The organism is Paenibacillus sp. J22R56 (assembly GCF_056269375.1).
This window is the reverse complement of the sequence record NZ_JBWDNV010000002.1, coordinates 277,502-295,334: the sequence shown is the minus strand read 5'-3', so window position 1 is coordinate 295,334 and position 17,833 is coordinate 277,502. Positions and strand designations below refer to the sequence as shown.

The 17,833-nt window shown below is 47.3% G+C and carries 23 protein-coding genes; all 23 read right to left on the bottom strand.

All coding sequences use genetic code 11. From position 1 onward, the window contains the following. Nucleotides 1–8: 8 nt before the first annotated feature. A complete protein-coding gene (gene ahrC / locus AC0YNT_RS05205) occupies nucleotides 9–461 on the bottom strand; it encodes a transcriptional regulator AhrC/ArgR (RefSeq protein WP_167272723.1) in 453 nt (150 codons plus the stop codon). A 20-nt stretch (nucleotides 462–481) separates the two neighbouring features. Beyond that, nucleotides 482–940, bottom strand: a complete 459-nt coding sequence (locus AC0YNT_RS05200) for a hypothetical protein (protein ID WP_475803626.1) — start codon at nucleotides 938–940, stop codon at nucleotides 482–484. Between the two features lie 358 nt (nucleotides 941–1,298). Further along, the gene (locus AC0YNT_RS05195) at nucleotides 1,299–2,135 is read right to left on the bottom strand and encodes a TlyA family RNA methyltransferase (protein ID WP_475803625.1); all 837 of its coding nucleotides are present in this window, start codon (nucleotides 2,133–2,135) and stop codon (nucleotides 1,299–1,301) included. A gap of 12 nt (nucleotides 2,136–2,147) precedes the next feature. Further along, a complete protein-coding gene (gene dxs / locus AC0YNT_RS05190) occupies nucleotides 2,148–4,073 on the bottom strand; it encodes a 1-deoxy-D-xylulose-5-phosphate synthase (protein WP_475803624.1) in 1,926 nt (641 codons plus the stop codon). Between the two features lie 98 nt (nucleotides 4,074–4,171). Continuing rightward, nucleotides 4,172–5,080 carry a polyprenyl synthetase family protein gene (locus AC0YNT_RS05185; protein ID WP_475803623.1) on the bottom strand — a complete coding sequence of 303 codons (909 nt, stop codon included), beginning with the start codon at nucleotides 5,078–5,080 and terminating at the stop codon, nucleotides 4,172–4,174. A 2-nt stretch (nucleotides 5,081–5,082) separates the two neighbouring features. Next, nucleotides 5,083–5,343, bottom strand: a complete 261-nt coding sequence (gene xseB, locus AC0YNT_RS05180; RefSeq protein WP_441890169.1) for an exodeoxyribonuclease VII small subunit — start codon at nucleotides 5,341–5,343, stop codon at nucleotides 5,083–5,085. Next, entirely contained in the window at nucleotides 5,318–6,691 is a 1,374-nt protein-coding gene (gene xseA / locus AC0YNT_RS05175; protein WP_167272701.1) for an exodeoxyribonuclease VII large subunit, read from the bottom strand. Before xseA ends, xseB begins: the two co-directional genes overlap by 26 nt. Nucleotides 6,692–6,700: 9 nt before the next feature. Further along, a complete protein-coding gene (folD, locus tag AC0YNT_RS05170) occupies nucleotides 6,701–7,561 on the bottom strand; it encodes a bifunctional methylenetetrahydrofolate dehydrogenase/methenyltetrahydrofolate cyclohydrolase FolD (RefSeq protein WP_167272698.1) in 861 nt (286 codons plus the stop codon). A 43-nt stretch (nucleotides 7,562–7,604) separates the two neighbouring features. After that, nucleotides 7,605–8,066, bottom strand: a complete 462-nt coding sequence (nusB, locus tag AC0YNT_RS05165) for a transcription antitermination factor NusB (RefSeq protein ID WP_167272694.1) — start codon at nucleotides 8,064–8,066, stop codon at nucleotides 7,605–7,607. A 120-nt stretch (nucleotides 8,067–8,186) separates the two neighbouring features. Then, the gene (locus AC0YNT_RS05160) at nucleotides 8,187–8,417 is read right to left on the bottom strand and encodes a DUF2273 domain-containing protein (RefSeq protein WP_475803622.1); all 231 of its coding nucleotides are present in this window, start codon (nucleotides 8,415–8,417) and stop codon (nucleotides 8,187–8,189) included. Nucleotides 8,418–8,431: 14 nt separating this feature from the next. Beyond that, on the bottom strand, nucleotides 8,432–8,989 hold the full coding sequence (gene amaP / locus AC0YNT_RS05155) for an alkaline shock response membrane anchor protein AmaP (protein ID WP_475803621.1): 558 nt from the start codon (nucleotides 8,987–8,989) through the stop codon (nucleotides 8,432–8,434). A 100-nt stretch (nucleotides 8,990–9,089) separates the two neighbouring features. Continuing rightward, on the bottom strand, nucleotides 9,090–9,497 hold the full coding sequence (locus AC0YNT_RS05150) for an Asp23/Gls24 family envelope stress response protein (RefSeq protein WP_167272680.1): 408 nt from the start codon (nucleotides 9,495–9,497) through the stop codon (nucleotides 9,090–9,092). Between the two features lie 128 nt (nucleotides 9,498–9,625). After that, entirely contained in the window at nucleotides 9,626–10,990 is a 1,365-nt protein-coding gene (accC, locus tag AC0YNT_RS05145) for an acetyl-CoA carboxylase biotin carboxylase subunit (protein WP_475803620.1), read from the bottom strand. Nucleotides 10,991–11,037: 47 nt separating this feature from the next. Further along, the gene (gene accB / locus AC0YNT_RS05140) at nucleotides 11,038–11,532 is read right to left on the bottom strand and encodes an acetyl-CoA carboxylase biotin carboxyl carrier protein (protein ID WP_475803619.1); all 495 of its coding nucleotides are present in this window, start codon (nucleotides 11,530–11,532) and stop codon (nucleotides 11,038–11,040) included. A 242-nt stretch (nucleotides 11,533–11,774) separates the two neighbouring features. Then, nucleotides 11,775–12,398, bottom strand: coding sequence for a SpoIIIAH-like family protein (locus AC0YNT_RS05135; protein WP_475803618.1), 624 nt, complete (start codon nucleotides 12,396–12,398; stop codon nucleotides 11,775–11,777). A 28-nt stretch (nucleotides 12,399–12,426) separates the two neighbouring features. After that, a complete protein-coding gene (gene spoIIIAG / locus AC0YNT_RS05130) occupies nucleotides 12,427–13,059 on the bottom strand; it encodes a stage III sporulation protein AG (protein ID WP_475803617.1) in 633 nt (210 codons plus the stop codon). Nucleotides 13,060–13,080: 21 nt separating this feature from the next. Continuing rightward, nucleotides 13,081–13,821 carry a stage III sporulation protein AF gene (gene spoIIIAF, locus AC0YNT_RS05125; protein WP_475803616.1) on the bottom strand — a complete coding sequence of 247 codons (741 nt, stop codon included), beginning with the start codon at nucleotides 13,819–13,821 and terminating at the stop codon, nucleotides 13,081–13,083. Nucleotides 13,822–13,852: 31 nt separating this feature from the next. Further along, nucleotides 13,853–15,097 (bottom strand): stage III sporulation protein AE, encoded by a 1,245-nt coding sequence (gene spoIIIAE / locus AC0YNT_RS05120; protein WP_475803615.1) that lies wholly within the window; start codon nucleotides 15,095–15,097, stop codon nucleotides 13,853–13,855. Nucleotides 15,098–15,101: 4 nt separating this feature from the next. Further along, the gene (spoIIIAD, locus tag AC0YNT_RS05115; RefSeq protein WP_167272658.1) at nucleotides 15,102–15,497 is read right to left on the bottom strand and encodes a stage III sporulation protein AD; all 396 of its coding nucleotides are present in this window, start codon (nucleotides 15,495–15,497) and stop codon (nucleotides 15,102–15,104) included. 39 nt (nucleotides 15,498–15,536) lie between these two features. Then, nucleotides 15,537–15,740 (bottom strand): stage III sporulation protein AC, encoded by a 204-nt coding sequence (gene spoIIIAC / locus AC0YNT_RS05110; protein WP_015843896.1) that lies wholly within the window; start codon nucleotides 15,738–15,740, stop codon nucleotides 15,537–15,539. A gap of 15 nt (nucleotides 15,741–15,755) precedes the next feature. Beyond that, complete coding sequence (gene spoIIIAB, locus AC0YNT_RS05105) at nucleotides 15,756–16,274, bottom strand: stage III sporulation protein SpoIIIAB (protein WP_167272655.1); 519 nt, start codon at nucleotides 16,272–16,274, stop codon at nucleotides 15,756–15,758. After that, nucleotides 16,271–17,329: a stage III sporulation protein AA gene (gene spoIIIAA, locus AC0YNT_RS05100; RefSeq protein WP_475803614.1), complete on the bottom strand. Its 1,059-nt coding sequence runs from the start codon at nucleotides 17,327–17,329 to the stop codon at nucleotides 16,271–16,273. Before spoIIIAA ends, spoIIIAB begins: the two co-directional genes overlap by 4 nt. 128 nt (nucleotides 17,330–17,457) lie before the next feature. Then, nucleotides 17,458–17,724, bottom strand: coding sequence for a YqhV family protein (locus AC0YNT_RS05095; RefSeq protein WP_167272648.1), 267 nt, complete (start codon nucleotides 17,722–17,724; stop codon nucleotides 17,458–17,460). Nucleotides 17,725–17,833 lie beyond the last annotated feature (109 nt).

Below are 17,833 nucleotides of genomic sequence, written 5' to 3'. Positions count from 1 at the left end.
AACAATGTTTAGTTCAGTAATTCGAGCAGCTTCTCAACAAGCTCGCTGCTCTTATCTTTGGTCCGGCAAATAATAAGGATCGTATCATCACCGCATATGGTCCCCATTACTTCCGGCCATTCCATATTATCAATTAACGCGCAAATCGTATTGGCTGTACCAGGTAAACATTTCATTACCACAAGATTCTCTGTGTAATCAATATGGGTGAAATGGTCAATCAGTGCACGTTTCAACTTATTAACTGGATTCTGACGCTGTTGCTCCTGTGGCAGAGAGTACTTATAACGACCATCTTCCGCGGGCACTTTAATGAGCATCAGTTCTTTCATATCTCTAGATACAGTCGCTTGAGTAACCTGTAAGCCAGCCTCCCGAAGGGCGTCCACCAGTTCCTCCTGCGTCTCAATCGTATGCTTTGTGATAATTTCTTTGATCTTGTACTGTCTAATGCCTTTCATAACGTTCCTCCCAAAACATGCTAGTCGCTTATATTAAAAATAATTTGCCGAATGATCTGCTCTTTCGCATCAACGAATAAGACTCCGGTACATTCCGGCAGCAGAAGCGAATAAACAAGCAACCGGTCTCTTACACCACTGCCTGTCCAATCCATTGGCATTCGTTCGCGTGCAGTTTTCACTATATACATTTTGCCATCTTGCTCAGCAATATAATCAATATATAGTCGGCTGTTAAGTGATTGTCCGTCCAAGTCTATTCTGATCGGAACCCGATGCTTTCCAGATATAACCTCATAGCCCGAACGTTCCAGGAATATGATGTTCTCATCGTCTTCTGTAAGCTCGCCGCCCTTACCCAATGTTAAACGATTCACGCTTATAGGCTGATGCAGCCATCGATAGGCGCCTCGGTATAACCAGAACAACAAAAATGCGCCAGCGACCAGCATAATAAACCAGTCACCGTACATTCCCATACGCAACCCTCCATCTCATTAAAACCTTTCTTAAATTGGTTCGTGATGAAGGGAGCATTTTCCTCTCTCGAGCGTAAACGGCTACACCATCATTATGAGTGGGGCATACGTTTCGCGTTGGAATATAAGCACAGTATAGAGAAAACATATACTTTCTTATATCTGAACAATTGGACGAACGCATGTTTGGTTGCTTTTAGTTTAGCAAAACGAACACATGTTTGTAAAGAGGGAAAACAAAAGGGAACGCTGGCCGCTTAAATAGCGGTCGTAGCATTCCCTTGGAAATGTTTCACACCTGCGCAGACTTGATCGTCGAGTGCAGTTAATTTCACGAATCAGCATAGTTCTGCAACGGTTAATGTTTTTTATGAACAGTAAAGGTCTCACCTGCCTGACGGACAACAGCTGTAATCGCTTGCTCGTCAGGCAGGTGGTCACTAGGTTCGTTCTCCCATGTCCAATAGGCAAGAAACTCAATATTACCTTCACCGCCAGTGATTGGCGAGAAGGTCAGGTCCTGCAGCTTATAACCTAGTTCAGCAGCAGTATGGAGAACCTTTACGAGAACTTCTTGATGAACACTTGGTTCACGAACAACACCAGATTTCCCAACCTTCTCCCGCCCTGCTTCGAATTGCGGCTTTATTAGTGCTACAATACCCGAACCAACACTCAACAGACCACTAAGTGCCGGTAAAATAAGCTTGAGTGAAATAAAGGATACATCAATTGTAGCAAAGGTCGGAGGCGGTCCTTCCAAATCAGACGGCTGTGTATAACGGAAATTAGTTCGCTCCATGACACGAACGCGCTCATCTTGCCGAAGCGACCAATCCAGTTGGTTGTAGCCAACATCAATCGCATATACAAATGAGGCGCCGTTCTGCAAGGCACAATCTGTAAAACCGCCAGTAGAAGCCCCAATATCGAGCATAACTCTGTCCGTCAAATCAATCTCAAAAGAGCGAATAGCTTTCTCAAGCTTAAGTCCACCTCTGCTAACATAGGGGTGAACTGCTCCTTTGACCTTGATCTCGGCTTCCCGCGGAATCTTCATGCCACCTTTATCAACAGGCTCGTTATTCACAAGCACCAAACCAGCCATAACAGCTGCTTTAGCCTTCTCTCTGCTCTCATAGAACCCACGTTCCACAAGCAATACATCTATTCTTTCCTTCGGTGTCGTTGTCATGGTTCTCCTTCGTTACTGCCCTGTTGCACGCTTCTGGCGGCTTGGCAGCATGCTCTTAAGCTCCATCGCTGCTCGCTCTCCAGTTAAGCCAACTTCCACACGCTGTTCCTTGATGGAACCATGCTCCACGAATAGATCTGGAACACCCATAATACGAACCGGCATGCCATAAATCCCCCGCAGGGAGTAGAATTCCAGTACTGCGCTGCCAAAGCCGCCCAGCTCCGAACTTTCTTCAATAACAAGAATATGCTTGCCTTCCGAAGCGAACGAGAGCAGCATTTCCTCATCAAGCGGTTTAATGAATCTGGCATTCACGATTTGTACATTGAGGCCATCTCTCTTTAGAAGCTCTGCAGCTTCTTCTGCAACCTGAAGCATTGGTCCAATTGCCAGGATCACGGCGGAATCGCCTTCTCTAACCGTCTCCCACTTACCAATTGGCAGCGGTAGAAGTTCTTCATCCATTTTGACACCAAGACCACTGATACGCGGATAACGAACCGCAATAGGTCCTTCATTATAATCAATTGCCGTCTTCATCATACGGCGAAGCTCATTTTCGTCCTTAGGCATCATAATGACAAGATTCGGTATGTGACGCAAGAAAGCAATATCATATACACCTTGATGAGTCTCGCCATCAGGCCCAACAAAGCCCGCTCGGTCAATTGCAAATACTACATTTGCATTTTGCCGGCAAATATCATGCACTACTTGGTCGTAAGCACGTTGAAGGAAAGTTGAATACACTGCATAGACAGGCTTCATACCTTCCATTGCAAGCGCTGCAGACATTGTTGCCGCATGCTGCTCAGCGATACCAACGTCAATCATCCGGTCAGGGAATCGCTCTGCAAATTTGAGAAGCCCAGATCCACCTGGCATTGCCGGAGTAACTGCAACAATCCGGTTGTCCTTCTCAGCCATTTCAATCAGCGTATTACCAAATACATCAGTATACATTGGCGGGCCTACTGCCTTCATCACTTGACCTGATTCAATTTTGTATGGCGTGATGCCATGCCACTTGAAGGAATCAGCTTCTGCAGGCGAGTACCCTTTGCCTTTAACGGTAATGACATGTACCAGTACAGGTCCTGGGATGGAGTCCGCCTGCTTGAACAGATCCAGCATCTGTTCCATATCATGACCATCAACAGGTCCAAGGTAAGTGAAGCCAAATTGCTCAAACAAAATACCGCTGACCAGCAAATATTTCAAGCTGTCTTTGAAACGCTCTGCCGTCTTAGCCAGTTTACCGCCGATTGCCGGGATTTTATTCAGGAAATGCTGAAGTTCATCCTTCGCTTTCTGATAATGGCGGTCTGTACGGATTTTGCTCAAATAATGGTGCATCGCACCTACGTTTGGAGCAATAGACATCTCATTATCATTCAGAACAACAATGAGGTTTTTCTTCTCGTCGCCAATATGGTTGAGTGCTTCAAGTGCCATTCCGCCCGTTAATGCACCATCGCCAATAATGGCAACAACTCGGTTGTCTTCACCTTTCAAATCACGAGCCAACGCCATACCCATAGCTCCTGAAAGTGAAGTACTGCTATGTCCGGCTTCCCAAACATCATGCTCACTTTCCGCACGTTTAACAAAACCGCATAGACCTTTATATTCACGTAATGTATCAAACCGGTCTTTACGTCCGGTCAGAATCTTATGAACATACGATTGATGACCTACGTCAAAAAGAAACTTATCCTTCGGACTGTCAAAAAGATAATGGAGGACCAGTGTCAGCTCCACAACTCCAAGATTCGGTGCGAGATGACCACCTGTAACGGAAAGCTTCTCAATGAGGAACTGGCGAATTTCTTCAGATAACTGCTCCAGCTCTTCCAATGAAAAATCTTTCAGATCTTGAGGTCCGTTAATTTGATCAAGCAGCACGTTACTTCCTCGCTTTCTGGAATACGACATCAGATCACATCTTATTCCACAATAAACGTCAAAATATTTCAATCATTATAGCATAAGCTCCGATATTTTCCCAATGTACCCATTTACACAATCCTAACTTAGTAGTCACGTTGGACAAGATAATCGGCAATTAAGAGCAATTTATCCGGTGCGGCGATTTGAGCTTCAAGGATCACTGCCTTCGCTTCACGGGTTAAACGTTTGACTTGTGCTTTACTTTCCTCAATCCCAAGCAGGTACGGGTAGGTTACCTTTTGCTGCTCAACATCGCTGTTCGTTTTTTTGCCGAGCTTTTTCTCGTCACCAATCAGATCAAGAATATCGTCTTGAATCTGGAAAGCAAGGCCGATGTTACGTCCGTACAGACGCAGCGCTTCCAGCTGTTCTGCTGTTGCACCACCAATTCGGCCACCGGCAGTAACCGAGAAAACAATCAAATCGCTCGTTTTATGAAGATGAATATATTCAAGTTCTTCAATCGAGGTCGTTCCTTGTTCCCCTTGCATGTCAGCTGCTTGACCACCAACCATGCCTCTAGCCCCTGCGAGCATTGCGAGATCCTCGACGATATCAAGTGCTACATCAGCGCTTACCCCACCAAGACGAGCCGCCTTTGGAATAAGGTGAAAAGCATGCGTCAATAAGGCATCGCCTGCAAGAATAGCCATTGCTTCTCCAAATACCTTGTGATTGGTCAGCTTCCCGCGGCGGTAATCATCATTATCCATGGCAGGAAGATCGTCATGAATAAGTGAGTAAGTATGGATATATTCAATCGCGCATGCAACTGGAAGCGCATGTTGTACCGCATCAGATTGACCTTTGATCGCCTCAGCAGCAGCCAGTACAAGAGCAGGCCTTAAACGTTTACCGCCAGCCTGCAGGGAATACAGCATCGACTCTCTGAGCTGCTGCGGGATATTCCAGTCGGCAGGCAGAGCTTCGGGAAGTGACTTTTCAATAAGCGCAGCACATTCATGCAAGTAAGACTTGATATCTGTAATCAACGTTATTCCCCTTTTTCCTCGTTCATTGGAGCGAATGCCTTCTTTTGAAAACCTTGCTCTGTCTCAATAAGCAATTCGATCTTGCGTTCAACCTGCTCCAGCTTGCCCCCGCAAAGCTGCGAGAGCTTCATACCCTCTTGGAACAATTCGATTGCCGTTTCCAGCGGAACATCTCCGCTTTCAAGCCGCTCAACGATTTTCTCGAGCTGTTCCATGGCTTCTTCAAAGCTTATTTCATTATTCGCTGCTGCTTTCAACGCCATCTTCTCCTTTCATCGACCAGACGTGACAATCAAGCTGTCCGTCGGCTACCTTCACTTTCACAAGATCACCTGGCTGAACATCAGCAATAGATTTAATCAATCGCTTTTCTTGCTCGTCATAGACTAGGCTGTAGCCTCTGGCCATTACCTTCAGAGGACTTAGAGCATCAAGTTGGCGAATCGCACTATGCAGCTGCAGCCGCCGTTCTTTCAGCGATGATTGCATAGCTTGCTCCAACCGCTTGACGTCACCTTGAAGCCGCTTAGCTGCGAAGGCCGCTTGTTCCCCTGGATGATGTCCGGATAATTGACTATGCAGCCGATCAAGCCTTGCTTTCCCACGTTCTGCTAACCGTACTGTTCTCTGCTGCAGCCGTTCCTGGAGTCGATCCAGCCGCTGAGCCTGATCAAGTAAATATCTGCGGGGATGTATGAAGAACGGCGACCGCCTAACTCGTTCCAGCCGTTCCTTCCTCCCTTGTACCATCATTCGCAGCGATTGTTCTAATCGCTGCCGTTGTCTAACTAGCTGCTGCTGCAGCTCCGCAACATGCGGAACAGCAAGCTCAGCAGCGGCCGTTGGCGTTGCTGCCCGAAGATCAGCAACAAAATCAGCAATTGTAAAATCCGTCTCATGCCCAACCGCACTAATGACCGGAATTTGTGATGAAGCGATGCTTCTAGCGACAAGCTCTTCATTAAATGCCCAAAGCTCTTCGAGAGACCCGCCGCCCCTGCCTACAATTAATACGTCGACTTCGCCAAAACGGTTCATCGATTCGATTGCTTTCACAATCGAAGGTGCTGCTTGCGTCCCTTGGACCAGCACCGGGAACACATAGATGGGAACCGATGGATGTCTGCGCTGCAAGGTTATGATGATATCCCGAACCGCTGCGCCAGTAGGGGATGTAATAACTCCAATACCTTTAGGAAAACGCGGAATGGGCCGTTTGCGCGATTCGGCAAACAACCCTTCCGTTTCCAGCTTCGTCTTCAGCTGTTCATAGGCTAGATACAGGCTTCCAATTCCGTCCGGCTGCATTGCAGTTACATAAAATTGATAATTGCCGTCACGTTCATAGACCGATACATTGCCACGTGCCATTACTTTCGTACCCTCTCGCGGAATAAAAGGAAGCCGCTGATTATGCGATGCGAACATGATGCATTTGAGTCGGCTATCTTTATCTTTCAACGTAAAGTACATATGACCACTGGAATGATGCGTGAAATTGGATATTTCCCCTCTTAGCCATACATCGCCAAGCAGGTTATCGGATTCCAGTTTCATTTTAATGTAACGGTTAATTTCTTTTATCGAATAAATACGAGGTTGATCTGCCATAAGACATCATCACTCCCCGACTTTGTGTGCTCGTTTCGCAGCTGTAATCGTATTGTTCATGAGCATTGTAATAGTCATCGGTCCTACGCCGCCCGGAACAGGAGTAATAAAGCCTGCTGTTTCCAGACAATCTTCATAATCCACGTCGCCGGCGAGTTTGCCGTCTGGCAGACGATTAATGCCCACATCAATGACAACTGCACCTGGTTTCACATATTTGCTGTCAATTGCTTTGGCTTTACCAATCGCTACAACTAGAATGTCGGCTTGCTTTGCAAGCTCTTCCATATTCGCTGTACGAGAGTGACAGATCGTTACCGTTGCATTCTCACGAAGAAGAAGCATAGCAACCGGCTTGCCTACAATGTTACTGCGGCCAATGACAACGGCATGTTTGCCCGCGATGTCACCACTGCTCCGTTTGATCAATTCAATAACGCCGGCAGGTGTACAAGGAAGCAGACTGTCGTCTCCAATAACAAGGTTGCCTACGCTTTCCGGATGGAAACCATCAACATCTTTGTCAACATGAATAGCGTCGATCACTGCTTTTTCATTAATATGTTTAGGCAATGGAAGCTGTACGAGAATACCGTTGATTTTGTCATCGTTATTCAATTGATCAATAAGCGCAAGCAATTGCTCTTCCGAAGTCGACTCCTCCAAACGATGAACCTCGGAATGGAAGCCAAGTTGTTGGCATGCTTTTTCTTTCGAGCCTACATAGACCTTGGATGCTGGATCTTCGCCTACGAGAACGACAGCCAGACCAGGAACGATGCCTTTCTCTCTAAGATCAGCTGCCTCTTTCTGAATTTCTTCCCGAATCATATCAGAAATCTGTTTCCCTGCAATAATTTGTGCGCTCATCATCATCTCTCCCCTATGTACACGGCCAAAAAAGGCCGTTTATCTAATTTGTCGATTCTGAATTTGCCTGTTCGCCTACATGTTCTTTGAACAGCTTGCCCAACACGCCGTTAACGAATTTGCCGGATTCTTCTGTACCAAAATGCTTGGCCAGCTCAATCGCTTCGTTAATTGCCGCTTTAGGTGGTACATCATTGTTATACACAATTTCAAAACAAGCCAAACGAAGAACTTGACGGTCAACACGAGACAGACGGTCTACCTGCCAGCCAGTCAAATATTGCTGCAGCATCTCATCGATCGCTGCCTTATTGTCTGCAACTCCACTAACGAGCTCACGAACATAAGAATCCGTCTGATCACTTTCTACAAATTCAGCTTCGATTTCATTCTCGGTACGAGCTTCTTCCATCAGCATATCTACAGCTTCCATGGCAGTTACATCGTTCATTTCCATTTGATATAAGCTTGATACAGCTATCTCGCGTGCTAATCTACGTTTCATGCTTTCCTCCTCGGCAGCTCTCTGCCGATATACTCTTATATTTGAAAAAAAACCTATGATCTCCTCCCTGCCCGGAACTGGAGGCAATCCATCTTCCGGCGTACGGAGGAGACCACAGGATTATCTAAACGGCCGATACCTTTCCATTAACCAAGACCAAAGCCGCTGCCAAGGCAAGATTGAACCGTTTTGCATGTCCTTTTGCTTGCCAAACCAATAACCGACCGAGACGAGCAGTATGAAAAACAGCATGTCCCAAAACCCGGCAAACAAATACACAAATCCGAAAAACAGACCTGCGGCAGCGCCGATCGTCCGTTTCCCATAGGATGCCCAGTACTCCCTCCACATCGGCATGCTCCCCTTTATTCGACGCGACTTTTATTCGTCCCGGTTTGAATGACGTTAGCGATGAATACCGCTACATTCGTCACCGGAATACCGGCAATCTCCTCAACATGCTCTTTCACAGCCTTTTGGATTTCCTCCGTAAGACTTGGAATTGAGCTTTCCCCATCTACGACTGCGCGTAAAATGATGTTAAGGCCAGTATCAGACGCTTGGATGCGTGCTTTCAAATCTTTAACACCACGCTGCTTTGTTGCAGCCTTAAGCGCTAAATTCTCAATTGTCTCTATCGAAATCCGGATATCACCAAAATCGGTGCGTTGGTCGATAGATGGCGCCGATGAAGAAGAACGCTTCAGCGAAACAATGAAGAATCGCAAGCTGAGCAGGAGCAGAATAAAACCTACTACAACAGTAGTAATTAGAAGAGAATCCGTACCGTAGAGCTCACTGACCATATCATTCAAATCGTCCTCCTGTATCCAATTAAACCCGATACAAGCAATAAAGACGGAGATAATGCCGATGGCTATACTGTAAATAAACAAGAATAGCTTGTCTATAATTCTGATCAACGTAACGCCTCCCCGCGTCAGAGCGAATGAAAACCCCCTTGCGCGAAGCGGCATAACCATCACGAGGGGGTTATATTAATTCAATTCATCAGCGTGTGTGTTATTTCACGCGGAAATTTGAGTCTTCTTCTTCTGGCTTGCTCTCTGTCTTGAAATGTACATCGTGAATATGTACGTTCACTTCAATTACATTCAATCCTGTCATCATTTCGATGGAGCGTTTTACATTACGTTGAATTTCCGAGGCGATTTCCGGAATCCGGTTGCCGTACTCCACGATAATCGACACATCGACTGCAGCTTCACGCTGGCCGACCTCAACCTTAACGCCCTTAGACAAATTCTTGCGGCCAAGCAGTTCGGCAATGCCGCCTGCAAATCCGCCACTCATTCCCGCTACTCCACTCACTTCTACAGTAGCCAGTCCTGCGATCACTTCAATGACTTCGGGTGCAATTTGAATGGTGCCAATGTCCGTTCTCTCATAATCTGCAGCAATCGTACTCATGATGGTTGTACACCTCCTTAAAGTTGCGCGCTCCGGTAATGGCTAGAAAAACCGAAGTGTTACCTTCGCATCTTATTTCTATACTATAACATTCGACGTGAAATATGACAAACCAGGTGCAGATTGTACTATTCCGCTTGTTCCGGCTGATTCACGTCGTATTCTTCCAGGAATTTAATATCAAACGTGCCTTTTACGAAAATCGGGTGATTCAGAAGCTTTTGATGGAAAGGAATGGTTGTTTTAATACCATCAATTGCAAATTCGGAAAGCGCACGCTTCATACGAGCGATGGCTTCTTCCCTCGTTCTTCCCCACACAATCAGCTTCGCAATCATCGAATCGTAGTGCGGTGAAATCGTGTAACCAGGATACACCGCACTGTCTACCCGAACGCCCGTACCGCCTGGCGGCAGGTAGAACGGAATTAGACCTGGAGACGGCATAAAGTTACGCTCCGAATCTTCCGCATTAATCCGGCATTCAATTGCCCAGCCGTTAATTTGAAGATCTTCTTGCTTGAATGACAACGGATTGCCTTCTGCAACGGAGATCATCTCTTTAATCAAGTCAACATTCGTTATCATCTCTGTAACCGGATGTTCAACCTGAATACGAGTATTCATCTCCATGAAGTAGAAGTTGCCGTCTGGACCAAGCAGAAACTCAAGAGTTCCGGCACCCGAATATTGAACAGCTAATGCCGCACGAACAGCTGCACTTCCCATACGCTCACGAAGTGTTGGCGACAGGATCGGGCAAGGTGCTTCTTCAACAAGTTTCTGACGACGGCGCTGCACAGAACAGTCACGTTCGAACAAATGAACGGCATTGCCGTGCTTGTCGGCCATAATTTGAATTTCGACGTGTTTCATGCCCGTCAAATATTTTTCCAAATACACACCGGCATTTCCGAAAGCCTTTTGAGCTTCCTGCTGGGCTGTCGTAATTTGCTGAATGAGCGTATCCTCATCCTCGGCAATACGAATCCCTTTACCACCGCCGCCGGCAGTTGCTTTAATAATGACCGGGTAACCAATGCTGCGTGCAATACGGATTGCGTCATCCATATTTTCAATAAGGCCGTCGGAGCCCGGAATAACCGGTACATCCGCTTCCTTCATCGTTTGCTTCGCAACGGCCTTGTCACCCATCTTGCTGATCGCTTCTGGGGAAGGACCAATGAAGGTAATGTTGCATGATTCACAGATCTCTGCGAAATCCGCATTCTCGGCCAAGAAACCGTAACCCGGATGAACAGCATCACAGCCTGTAATCGTGGCAACACTCATCAGGTTTGTCAAATTTAAATAACTGTCCTTGGAAGCGGTAGGACCGATGCAATAGGCTTCATCTGCAAGTCGCACATGCAGCGAATCACGGTCAGCCTCGGAATAAACAGCTACTGTCGAAACACCGAGCTCGCGACAAGCGCGAATGATGCGTACCGCGATTTCACCACGGTTAGCGATTAATACTTTTTGGAATTTCACATTCGTACTCCTCTCAGGCAACAATTTCTCCAAATTCGGAGCTGGTCTTATTCCGGTTTAACTAGGAACAACGGCTGGCCGTATTCCACCAATTGACCGTTGGACACCAGAACTTCAACAATCTCACCGCGAACTTCTGCTTCCAGCTCGTTCATCAGCTTCATCGCTTCGAGAATACATACAACGCTCTTTTCCGTTACACGGTCGCCTGCTTTGACGAATTCTGCTGCGTCAGGAGACGGAGAGCTGTAGAAGGTACCAACCATTGGCGAAACAATTTGGTGCAGATTGTCTATATTAGGACTTGCTGCAGGTGTGCTGGCTTGTACAGCTGCTTGTGGAGCTTCTGCTGCCGGCTGCGGTGCAAATACAGGCGCCTGCGAATATGTATGCGTAATTGGGGCTGCTTGTACATTCACCACTTCGGTTTTGCCAGGCTTGCGAATGAATAAGCGTGCTCCTTCGTTTTCGATCTCCAGCTCATGAACGGAAGTCTGATCAACCAGTTTGATCAATTCCTTAATCTCGCTCAATTTGAACATGAATAGTTTTCACTCCTTAAAAGTTTCCGAAGCCTTGTTGCTTCGTATGCGTTTGCTTTTACCCTGATAGAATAGCATTATTCAGTTTCTAATGGATATTTATCCGTCACATAACGTCTAACATTATATCACAAACGCGGCGGAACACGAATCAATTTTTTAATATGCCATTAATAATGGAACTTTTATACAAAAGAAAAAGAGACCGATCAGGGATAAGATCCCTGCCGGCCTCCTCTACATTACTTGATAAATTGTACTGAAACTTGGTCAGCACCTACGTTTAATGTTTTCATAACGAGATCAATAATGTTGGCTGCTTGGGTCTTATCCAGCTTTTCACTTTCGACCAATACTTTATAACCGTTGCCTTCTTCGTTAACAATTGCCGTCTGGAAGCTCTTCATCAATTCATTCTCGATGCTTGTTAATTTCGAGTTCTTCTCTTCCAGCTGCTCCAGCTGCTGCATAGCAGCTTTGGAGTCTTCAGGGTCCTGCAGATCAGTGATGTCCGAGAACAGTTTATCCTGCTGATCGCTGTTTAACTGGCTGCGTTTTTCTTCCACTTGGGCAAATACACTGCTGTCTACGCCGCCTTGAGCTTCAATTTGCTCGAGAACTTGCTTATCTTCATCAGTTAAACCATCATTGCTGGCATTTGCTGTTTCGCCTTGATCCACTTGATCCACCACAATCTGATCATTGTTTGCTGAAGCTTCTGTTGCTCCTGTTTTTTGCTCCGTTTGTGTACCGTCAGAAAGCATATCCGGTGATTTGGTGTCTTGCGTAAACAGGTAATACGCGGATAATACGACCATCAAACTGAGCATTGATACGAGCCAAATTGTTTGTCTTTTCGTGTTCATAGAACACCCTCCTAATAATGGTTTATTATTATTGCTTGCTTGGGGCTACTGATATGCGGTTGGCAGGTACGTTCACGCCCTTTTCCACCGCGTCTATAATAAGGCGTCTCACGGTCTGATTCTCGGCGCCTTTGGCGACGATTAGCACACCGCGAATGCTCGGATTAATCGTCTTCGTTACGATCGGCTTCTGATCTCCTGCAACTTCAACGATAACCACCTTACCATCCTTGGTAATAGCGGTGATATGCCTTTTGCCGCCGCTTCGATCATCCTCATCTGTAGTACTCTGCGACTCCGAACTCTCCCTGGCTATTTCAATCTCCTCGGTAGAATCGATTGTCAAAAGGACATCCACTGTGCCGACACCAACGATTTTCTCCAAAATTTCCTTCAGCCGATTCTCAAGAGGTCTCTCAATTGCAGCGAACTGCGAATTATCTGTTGTGTCTGTATTCCCAAATGCCCCTGTATCCTGGGGAGGAGGGTTCGCTCCCTGCGTTACGGTATCAACCTTATTGAAGTTGATATAGGAGTTGAGCAGCATTAGCGCCGCTCCAATACAGCCGATGATCAGAAGCAGCCGTAAGGATTTTACCCGCTTCGGGCCGCCTGGACCGCCGCCCACTACCGATTCAAGACCACTCAGCCATTTGGCCACTCTGCTTCCTCTCCTTCCGCTTTAATGGACGCCGCTCTCTGCCCGCTGCCGCACCTGAATTCTGCTTGGATTAACACCCCAGCCCTCCGCCAGAACATCCCTTATCTCCTCACTATCTGATGGATTCACCATCGCAAACCCATCATCCGGCTTCTCTTTGCCTGTTCCTGCAGCAGCTTGCTGATCTTCATCTTGGCTGCGGTCAATATTGACATCCACATCTACATCTACGCTGACGGCTGCAACCTCTTTGACTTTATCACTGGACTCCTCGGATGAAGCCGACACTGCCTTGTCAGTAGGCAAGGTGACGAGCACAGCGTTGACGTACGGTGTCATCGTCTTGCCGTGCTGTTCCCATTTCAGCGTCACATCTACGGCTTCTACTGAAAGCCCCGTCTGCTTCACTACGGCATCCACCATCGAGTCCTCCAGTGTCTGCTCCATCAATGCCGCTGCATCACTGTTTTGCTGCTTATTCAGATCTTCCGCTTTCTTCTGGATGTCATTTAGAGTTGGCATCTTTACTTCATGCTGTGCCTCTAGCTGATCCCAATTCGATATTCCATCCTTCAGCTTGGCATTAAAATCTCCTTGCAGCAGCCGAAGGATTGGCGACATGATGGTGAGCAGAATGAGAAGTCCGATGACCAGCCTTGCATAACGCTGCATCGATTTGTTCGGCAGCAGCAGCTCCACGAATGTTGCAAGCATGATGACCGCAATAATATCTCTCAGCCAATCGCTGAGCCAAGCAATCACACCTCTTCGCCTCCTTCGATTCGCTTTGCTGTCATCGCACCATAAGAGCAGCGTTGCCTGCTGTCAGCACGATAGTGACTGCAAGGAAGAACATTAGGCTGACTGCGGCAAGAGCAGCGAACACATAAATCATCGTTTTGCCTATCGTTTGCAGGCAGGCAACGATGGGAGAATCGCCAAGCGGCTGCATGGCAGCTGCAGAGACATTGTAGATAAGCGCCAGAGTCAATATTTTCACAGCGGGAAAGGCACATAAGAAGAGCAAGATGATAACACCAGCGAGACCAATCGCATTCTTGGCTAGCAGCGAAGCAGAGATAACGGTATCCGCAGCATCCGAGAACATCCGTCCTACGACGGGGACAAAGTTACCCGTTACGAACTTCGCAGTCCGCATCGTAATCCCGTCTGTTACCGCTCCTTTTGCCCCCTGAACGGATAGAACCCCTAGAAACACGGTTACCAGCACACCCATGATCGCAACGCCGATATTCCGAAGCAGATTCGCCAGTTGTGTGACTTTAAATTTATCTGTCAGAGCACTCACAATGTGAAGTACTGCCGAGAAGAAAAGCAGCGGGAACACAATCGTATAGATGACCGTCCCAACCGTATGAATCATAAAGATGATCAGCGGATGCAAAATGGAAACCGTGACCACATTCCCCATTGCAGCAAGCAGTGTCAGGAGAAGCGGCATCATCGCGAGCATGAATTGGATCATGGTCTCGATTGCATCCTTCGCATAACCAATGGCGACATGAAAGCTGTTGACTGCGATAATGATAAGCACCATGTAGGTGATCGAATAAGCAACCTTGCTAACCGCATTACGTTCAAAGGCGTTTTGCAGCGTCTCCAGCACCATGCTGAATACAGTCAGCATGACGATTGTCACGAGGAGTTTGCCGTTATACAGCACTTCATGAAAGAAATAGCCAAGCAGCCCTTTGAATACCGTTTTGAGCTTGAGTCCTTCGCCATCTGGCTTCAGCATTTCGAAGAAACTGGGCATTTTCTCGTCGGGAAAATATCCGCCATATTCTTCTTTCAATTGGCTCCAGTAATTCTCTACCGTTTGCGTATCTAATCCTTTCAACTGACTTTCTGTCAGCTGATTAGTCATTGCTGGATCGGTCTGCTGCTGCCCCTGCCCGGACCCTTCTGATGGTGTGTTCTCCGCTGCCATAACCGGCGTGACAAGGAGCATACTAACCAGCCAGGCGATGACCAGAAAGGCGATTAAGCGGGTGGTATATACATATAACTTGTTCATCCGTTCAACTCCCCGCCGGCAGCAGCCCGATCACCGTCTCGACGATGACGCTAATGATCGGAACCGCCATGACGAGTATGAGAACCTTACCCGCGAATTCGATTCTGGATGCGATGCTGTCTTGACCGGCATCTCTTACGATCTGGGCTCCGAATTCGGCGATATAGGCGATACCGATTATTTTCAGAATCGTCTTCAAGTAGATAGATGGAATGCCTGAGCGGTTCGCCAAATCCTCAAGTACTTTGATGACCGAATCGATTTTACCGATAAGAAAGATGAAGATAAAAAGGCCGGTAAAAGCCGCAAGCAGAAAGGCGAATAACGGTTTCTGCTCCCGAACGACTATGATGAGAATTGTGGCGATCAGCCCAAGGCCGACGATCTGAATAATTTCCAACTTTATTCACCTACTTGCGGCTTCTCTAGACGTCTTCCGTTACTGAAACAGAAAGATCGTCTTGATTTCTTGAAACAAATCGTTCAGTAACCGTATGACCATAAATAGGACTACAACAAAGCCGATTAAGGTTACCCATTGCGCCATATCTTCTTTTCCCATTTGCTTAAGAACCGTATGGATCATACCAATGATGATTCCGATCCCTGCAATTTGGAAAATAGCGCTCACATCCATATTCATTTGTGCGGCACCCCACTAAACCATCAATATCACGACGAGCACGGCGATCAAAACACCAAGGCTTTTCCACATTTTTTCGTAGCGTGATTGATCATCTCTCGCTGCATCTTCTTCCGCTTTCAGCTGCAGGAGCGCCAGGTGGATATGCTTGAGCTGATCCTCCTTGTCACTAATGCCAAGGGTTGAACCAAGCCGCAGCATCACAGCCAGCTCCGTCTGACGTAACGCGGTAGAACTCCAGCCATTCTTCATCGCCAGTTCCCAGCTTTCGCGAAAGGTAAAGCCATCGGATCCCTTCACTCCTTCAGCCGCATTCCGGAACAACTCTGCCAATGGAGCTGCTACTACTTCGGCTGTTCTTTCAAGAGCTTCCGGAAGTGGTGTGTGGCCGTATCCGATTTCTGTCTCCAATCTTTGAAGAGCATGGGCCAGCTGGCGAAGCTGACGGGGCCTTGCGGCCAGCCTAGCTGCTTGCTGAAAGCCGATCATTGTGCCTGCGAAAAGAATGAGAACAGCTCCTATCAGCTTAATCAAGGGACATCGCCCCTTTGAAAACCACTGTAGGCCTGCGCAACCCTCTCCGGCTCGCCCTTTGCTGCAGCAGTTGGTTCTCTCGCAGCTGCTGGCAGCTTGTCTTTCATATCCGCAGCGACTACACGATGCATAAACCCTTCTGCCGTCCGCTTTAATTCGACCACGTAAGTGAAGGTGCCATCATCTAGCAGCTGCCGTAACACCGGTCTTCCTCTTGCATCATGCAGATCATAAGCATGCGCTGTGGCAATCACGCTAATCCCCGCATGACTTGCTTCTTGAATGGCCTCCGCGTCCTCTGGACGGCCAATCTCATCGACGATGACCACTTCAGGAGACATGGAGCGAAGCAGCATCATCATACCTTCTGCCTTCGGGCAAGCATCCATAATATCTGTCCTAGGTCCAACATCAAAGGTAGGGATTCCCCGAACACAAGCAGCAATCTCGGACCGTTCATCCACGATGGCAACCTTGCGGCCAGACCAGCCTGCCGCGTTCTCGAACATTCCCCAATGTCCATAGCTGATCGAACGGGCAATATCGCGGACAATCGTTGTTTTCCCTTGCTGAGGTGGAGCGAGAATGAGTGTCGAATGAATGGTCTTACGGTTCTTGTCCAGCAGCTTGGGAATCAGGTTCCTTGCAGAACCAACTACTTCACGGGCAATCCGAATGTTGAAGCCGCCAATATCGCGAATCCCTCGAACGTTCCCGCCATCGAGAATGGTCCGGCCAGCCAGTCCAATTCGATGCCCTCCTGCAACGGTAATAAATCCTCGCTTTAATTCCTCTTCCATGGCATAAAGCGAATGGTTTGTTATTTTCTCCAGCAGCTTCCGGCAGATATCGGCAGTTGGCTTGTACGCTCCATCGCTGCCCGCACGGAGCGTTCCATCGGAGGCTGCAAACCGAGACTGTCCGCGAATACCAAGCTCCAGCGGACGTCCTTCCCGGATACGAATTTCCTCCAGATGTTCCATTGACGATTCAGGAAGCCGCTCCAGTACCGCCTTAAGCTCCGGCGGAAGTAAATGTACGACACGATCCAGCATGAGTCATCACTCCCGGATGTTTGTCCTTCGTAGTTTTATTTGTATGCTTGACCAGGCTGAATATGTCCAACTTCTTGAAGAATGATAGATTTATAGTGTGATGGTATAGCAAAGCTTAAGTGACTCTACTATTTTTTCAATATGCCAATGAGCAAACAAACAACACCTGCAGTTACCCACGCTAATTTGCCAAAGGACAGCTTGTCTGTCATCCCTATGAGTCCAACCGTCGTTGTTGCGATTAATATAAAAGGTCCAACTAGAGCTAGCGATGAGTTAACCACTAGAGCTTTATCGATCTGGTTCAGCCTAAGCATGAGTAATGCCGCGCAAATCTCGATTGTCCCTGATGTCAGCCGAAGGGACGCCATGGTGAGCACGATCTTATTCAACATAACCGTTCACCTCCTAAAAAGAATTGCCACCAAGTGAGTCGCTTTCCAGACCATTGTGGTGATTCTTACTTCGTAAGCATTAACTAAAAAGAATTGCCACCAAGTGAGT

Coding starts and splice junctions, on each gene's coding strand:
- spoIIIAE (WP_475803615.1), bottom strand. CDS start 15,097: ATGAACAAGTTATATGTATATACCACCCGCTTAATCGCCTTTCTGGTC.
- spoIIIAC (WP_015843896.1), bottom strand. CDS start 15,740: ATGAATATGGATGTGAGCGCTATTTTCCAAATTGCAGGGATCGGAATC.
- spoIIIAA (WP_475803614.1), bottom strand. CDS start 17,329: ATGCTGGATCGTGTCGTACATTTACTTCCGCCGGAGCTTAAGGCGGTA.
- accB (WP_475803619.1), bottom strand. CDS start 11,532: ATGTTCAAATTGAGCGAGATTAAGGAATTGATCAAACTGGTTGATCAG.
- folD (WP_167272698.1), bottom strand. CDS start 7,561: ATGAGCGCACAAATTATTGCAGGGAAACAGATTTCTGATATGATTCGG.
- AC0YNT_RS05160 (WP_475803622.1), bottom strand. CDS start 8,417: ATGTGGAGGGAGTACTGGGCATCCTATGGGAAACGGACGATCGGCGCT.
- AC0YNT_RS05195 (WP_475803625.1), bottom strand. CDS start 2,135: ATGACAACGACACCGAAGGAAAGAATAGATGTATTGCTTGTGGAACGT.
- xseA (WP_167272701.1), bottom strand. CDS start 6,691: ATGGCAGATCAACCTCGTATTTATTCGATAAAAGAAATTAACCGTTAC.
- AC0YNT_RS05200 (WP_475803626.1), bottom strand. CDS start 940: ATGGGAATGTACGGTGACTGGTTTATTATGCTGGTCGCTGGCGCATTT.
- dxs (WP_475803624.1), bottom strand. CDS start 4,073: ATGTCGTATTCCAGAAAGCGAGGAAGTAACGTGCTGCTTGATCAAATT.
- xseB (WP_441890169.1), bottom strand. CDS start 5,343: ATGGCGTTGAAAGCAGCAGCGAATAATGAAATAAGCTTTGAAGAAGCC.
- AC0YNT_RS05150 (WP_167272680.1), bottom strand. CDS start 9,497: ATGAGTACGATTGCTGCAGATTATGAGAGAACGGACATTGGCACCATT.
- nusB (WP_167272694.1), bottom strand. CDS start 8,066: ATGAAACGTAGATTAGCACGCGAGATAGCTGTATCAAGCTTATATCAA.
- ahrC (WP_167272723.1), bottom strand. CDS start 461: ATGAAAGGCATTAGACAGTACAAGATCAAAGAAATTATCACAAAGCAT.
- AC0YNT_RS05095 (WP_167272648.1), bottom strand. CDS start 17,724: ATGTTGAATAAGATCGTGCTCACCATGGCGTCCCTTCGGCTGACATCA.
- AC0YNT_RS05135 (WP_475803618.1), bottom strand. CDS start 12,398: ATGAACACGAAAAGACAAACAATTTGGCTCGTATCAATGCTCAGTTTG.